Here is a 4,770-nt window from a genome sequence, read left to right on the forward strand (position 1 = left end):
GATCTCGGGCAAACAACCCGAGATCAACGACACCAAGACCTACAACAACGGCGTGAAGGTCGTGCCTTCCTACCTGCTCAAGCCGGTGTCGGTGGACGCTTCGAACTGGAACAAGGTGCTGGTCGGCAGCGGTTACTACAAAGAGTCGCAGATCAAGTAAGCCCTCGCCACCACGCACCTGCCCCGCGCGCGCCGATTCGGCCGCGCGGGCGGTGCAGCCATTTTCCCGCCCTCACGCACACGGTTCGATCATGATTCTCGAAATGCGGAACATCCGCAAAACTTTTCCCGGCGTGGTGGCGCTCGACCAGGTGAACCTGCAGGTACGCGCGGGTGAGATCCACGCCATCGTGGGCGAAAACGGCGCCGGCAAATCGACCCTGATGAAAGTGCTCTCCGGTGTCTATCCGCATGGCAGCTACAGCGGTGACATCGTCTTCGAAGGCCAGGATCGGCGCTTCGGCGGCATACGCGACAGCGAGCACCTGGGGGTGATCATCATCCACCAGGAGCTGGCCCTGGTGCCGCTGCTGTCGATCGCAGAGAACATTTTTCTGGGCAACGAGACGGCGCGCTTCGGCGTCATCGACTGGATGGCCGCACACAGCAAAACCCAGGCCCTGCTGGCCAAGGTCGGCCTGAAAGAGTCGCCCGAGACCCTGGTCACCCACCTGGGCGTGGGCAAGCAGCAGCTGATCGAGATTGCCAAGGCGCTGTCGCGCCAGGTCAAGCTGTTGATCCTGGACGAACCCACCGCCAGCCTGAACGAGACCGACAGCCAGGCGCTGCTCGACCTGATGCTCGAACTGAAAAGCCAGGGCATCACCTGCATCCTGATTTCGCACAAGCTCAACGAAATTTCGCGCGTGGCCGACACCATCACCGTGCTGCGCGATGGCAGCACGGTCGAGACCCTGGACTGCCGCGCCCAGCCGGTCAGCGAAGACCGCGTGATCCGGGCCATGGTGGGCCGCGAGATGGCCGATCGTTACCCCCAGCGCCAGCCCAACATTGGCGAGACGGTGTTCGAGGTGCGCAACTGGCGCGCCTACCACCCGCAGCACAGCGAGCGCGAATTCATCAAAGGCATAGACCTGGAGGTGCGGCGCGGCGAGATCGTGGGCATCGCCGGGCTCATGGGTGCGGGCCGCACCGAACTGGCGATGAGCATCTTCGGCCGCTCCTGGGGGTGCCGCATCAGCGGCCAGGTGCTGCTGCACGGCAAACCGATCGATGTGAGCACGGTAGAGAAAGCCGTTGCGCACGGTCTGGCCTATGTCACGGAAGACCGCAAAGGCAACGGGCTGGTGTTGAGCGAAGACATCCAGTTCAACGTGTCGCTGGCCAACCTCCAGGGTGTCTCGACCACCACCGTGATCGACAACGGCCGCGAGCACCAGGTGGCGCAGGACTACCGCGAGAAGCTGCGCATCCGCTGCTCGGGCGTGGACCAAAAGACCGTCAACCTCTCGGGCGGCAACCAGCAAAAAGTGGTGCTGGGCAAATGGCTTTTCACCAAGCCCGAAGTGCTCATCCTCGACGAGCCCACACGCGGCATCGACGTGGGCGCCAAGTACGAAATCTATACCCTCATCGCCCAGTTGGCGGCCGAGGGCAAGTGCGTGATCGTGATCTCTTCGGAGATGCCCGAACTGCTGGGCATCTCGGACCGCATCTACGTCATGAACGAAGGCCGCTTCGTGGCCGAAATGCCCACGGCGCAAGCCTCCCAGGAAAAGATCATGCGAGCGATCGTGAAAGCCAATTAGATGAAGAAGCACCCCTTGCGTCGCTTCGCCTCTTCGGCTGCGATGGGCGCGCCGCGCAATCCATAAATCCTATGAGCAACATGACAAGCACATCCACCTCCCACGCCACTGGCGCGCCGCCCGTCGAAGCCGTCGGCAACCCTGGCAAGTCGCCGCTCGACCACCTGAAGCACAACTTCCGCGAGTACGGCATGTTGATCACGCTGGTGGCCATCATGGGCTTCTTCCAGTACATGACCGACGGCACACTGATGCAGCCGCTCAACCTCACCAACCTGGTGCTGCAGAACAGCTACATCGTCATCATGGCGCTGGGCATGCTGCTGGTGATCGTGGCCGGCCACATCGACCTGTCGGTGGGCTCGGTGTGCGGTTTCATCGGCGCACTCGCCGCCGTGCTGATGGTGCGTTTCAACTGGCATTTCATCCCCGCCTCGCTGGTGTGCCTGTTCTGCGGCGGCCTGATCGGTGCGGTGCAAGGCTGGTTCGTCGCCTTCTCACGCATCCCCGCCTTCATCGTCACCTTGGCCGGCATGCTGGTGTTCAAGGGTCTGGCGCTGGCCCTGCTGGAGGGGCAGTCGGTGGGGCCGTTCCCCGACGCCTTCCAGATGCTGAGTTCGGGATTCATCCCCGACCCGTTCCAGGGCGAGAGCCTGCGCCTGACCTCGCTGCTGCTGGGCGTGGCCGTGGCCGCCGCCTTGGCCGTGGCCGGCGTGCGTGCACGGGCCAATCGCCTGCGGCACGGCGTGCACGCCGAACCCACGGCCTTCTTCCTCATCAAGACCGCCGTCTTCGCCACCTTGCTCATCTACTTCGCCTACCTGCTGGCGTCCTACAAGGGTCTGCCCAATGTGCTGATCGTGATGGCGCTGCTGATCGTGCTGTTCGACTTCGTGACCAGCCGTACCACCATCGGCCGGCGCGTCTACGCCCTGGGTGGCAACGAAAAGGCCGCCAAGCTCTCGGGCATCAAGACCGAGCGCCTGTCGTTCTATGCCTTCGTCAACATGGGTGTGCTCGCGGCGCTGGCCGGCCTGGTGTTTGCCGCCCGCCTGAACACCGCCACGCCCAAGGCGGGCCTGGGCTTCGAGCTTGACGTGATCGCCGCTTGCTTCATCGGCGGCGCCTCGGCCTCGGGCGGCGTGGGCAAGGTGATGGGCGCGGTGATCGGCGCTTTCATCATGGGCGTGATGAACAACGGCATGTCCATCCTCGGTATCGGCATCGACTACCAGCAGGTCATCAAGGGCGTGGTGCTGCTCGCCGCCGTGCTGGTCGATGTCTACAACAAGAACAAAGCCTGAAAAATGGAACACCCCCTGCGCCGCTTTGCAGCCTCCCCCTCTCTGGCGCCTCCGGCTGGGACGGCGCCTAGGACCGGCAGAGCCCGACCCAAGGCGCCCCTGGTCCAGGGAACCTCCCTTCGTTGCGGTGCGCACGCCGGCCACGTGAAGAGCTGAGATGAGTGCACCCCACCCCACCCCCGTGCTGACGCTCACGGGCGTCCACAAACAGTTCTCGGGCATTCCTGTGCTGAGCGACGTGCAACTGCGCCTGTACCCGGGCGAGATCCATGCGCTGATGGGCCAGAACGGCGCGGGCAAGTCCACACTCATCAAGGTGCTCACCGGGGTGCTGGAGGCCAGCGCCGGGCAGATGCAACTGGACGGCGCAGCGCGGGGGCAAACCACGGCTTGGCCCGACTCGCCTCTGGCCGCGCAACGCCTGGGCATCAGCACCGTGTACCAGGAGGTCAACCTCTGTCCCAATCTCTCGGTGGCGGAAAACATCTTTGCCGGACGCTACCCGCGCTGCGGCCTGGCGCAGGGCTTTCGCATCGACTGGGCCACGCTGAACGCGCGTGCCCGCGAACTGGTGGCGCGCATCGGTCTGGGCATCGACGTGACCCGTCTGCTGTCCGACTACCCGGTGGCGGTGCAGCAGTTGGTGGCGATCGCGCGCGCACTCAGCATCGAGTCGCGGGTGCTGATCCTGGACGAACCGACCTCGAGCCTGGACGACGACGAGGTACAGAAGCTGTTCCAGGTGTTGCGCCGGTTGCGCGACGAAGGCCTGGCCATCGTCTTCGTCACCCACTTTCTGAACCAGATGTACGCGGTGTCGGACCGCATCACCGTGCTGCGCAACGGCAGTTGGGTCGGCGAGTGGCCGGTGGGTGAACTGGGCCCCCAGGCCCTGATCGCGGCCATGCTGGGGCGGGAGCTGGCCGCGCCCTCCACCGAAGCCACGCAGGCCCCGGTGTTCGACCCGGCCACCCCGGCGCTGCTGCAAGCCGAAGGTCTGGGCCAGAACGGTCAGTTGCAAGCGCTGGACCTGCAGGTGCGCGCGGGCGAGGTGGTGGGCCTGGCCGGCCTGCTGGGATCGGGCCGCACCGAGCTGGCGCGGCTGCTGTTTGGCCTGGCCGCCCCCGACCGGGGTGCGCTGCATATCGATGGCCAGACCGTCACGTTCGCCAACCCCATGGACGCGATCCGCCACGGCATGGCCCTGTGCCCGGAAGAGCGCAAGACCGACGGCATCGTGGCCGAACTCTCGGTGCGCGAAAACATCGCGCTGGCGCTGCAGGCGCGCTTGGGTGTGGGCCGCTGCCTCTCGCGCGCCGAACAGACGGCGCTGGCCGAACGTTATGTGCAGATGCTGGGCATCAAGACCACCAGCGTGGACACGCCCATCGGCCTGCTCTCGGGCGGCAACCAGCAAAAAGCCATTCTGGCGCGCTGGCTCGCCGTCGAGCCGCGCCTGCTGATCCTGGACGAGCCCACGCGCGGCATCGACGTGGCCGCCAAGCAGGAAATCATGGAACAAATCCTGCGGCTGGCGCAGGCGGGCATGGCGGTGCTCTTCATCTCCTCCGAAATGAGCGAAGTGGTGCGCGTGGCGCACCGCATCGTGGTGCTTCGCGACCGCCAGAAGGTGGGCGAGCTGCCTGCGGGCAGCAGCGAAGACGCCGTCTACGACCTGATTGCCGCAGGATGAAGAA

Annotated in this window: 3 protein-coding genes and 1 pseudogene; all 4 read left to right on the top strand. The window is 65.1% G+C overall.

What is annotated here, in order from left to right; genetic code table 11:
- Positions 1 to 160: pseudogene (locus tag ABYB95_RS17125) on the top strand (sugar ABC transporter substrate-binding protein); the annotation flags it as partial.
- 91 nt (positions 161 to 251) lie between these two features.
- Positions 252 to 1,769 (top strand): multiple monosaccharide ABC transporter ATP-binding protein, encoded by a 1,518-nt coding sequence (mmsA, locus tag ABYB95_RS17130; RefSeq protein WP_372659767.1) that lies wholly within the window; start codon positions 252 to 254, stop codon positions 1,767 to 1,769.
- A gap of 71 nt (positions 1,770 to 1,840) precedes the next feature.
- Entirely contained in the window at positions 1,841 to 3,073 is a 1,233-nt protein-coding gene (mmsB, locus tag ABYB95_RS17135) for a multiple monosaccharide ABC transporter permease (protein ID WP_372659768.1), read from the top strand.
- 157 nt (positions 3,074 to 3,230) lie between these two features.
- Positions 3,231 to 4,766, top strand: coding sequence for a sugar ABC transporter ATP-binding protein (locus ABYB95_RS17140; protein ID WP_372659769.1), 1,536 nt, complete (start codon positions 3,231 to 3,233; stop codon positions 4,764 to 4,766).
- The last annotated feature ends 4 nt before the right edge of the window (positions 4,767 to 4,770 follow it).

Source organism: Hydrogenophaga sp., assembly GCF_041633695.1.
GTDB lineage: Bacteria > Pseudomonadota > Gammaproteobacteria > Burkholderiales > Burkholderiaceae_C > Hydrogenophaga.

What these genes read in the sequence shown, in the direction of transcription:
- mmsB (WP_372659768.1), top strand. Translation starts at nt 1,841, where the DNA reads ATGAGCAACATGACAAGCACATCCACCTCCCACGCCACTGGCGCGCCG.
- ABYB95_RS17140 (WP_372659769.1), top strand. Translation starts at nt 3,231, where the DNA reads ATGAGTGCACCCCACCCCACCCCCGTGCTGACGCTCACGGGCGTCCAC.
- mmsA (WP_372659767.1), top strand. Translation starts at nt 252, where the DNA reads ATGATTCTCGAAATGCGGAACATCCGCAAAACTTTTCCCGGCGTGGTG.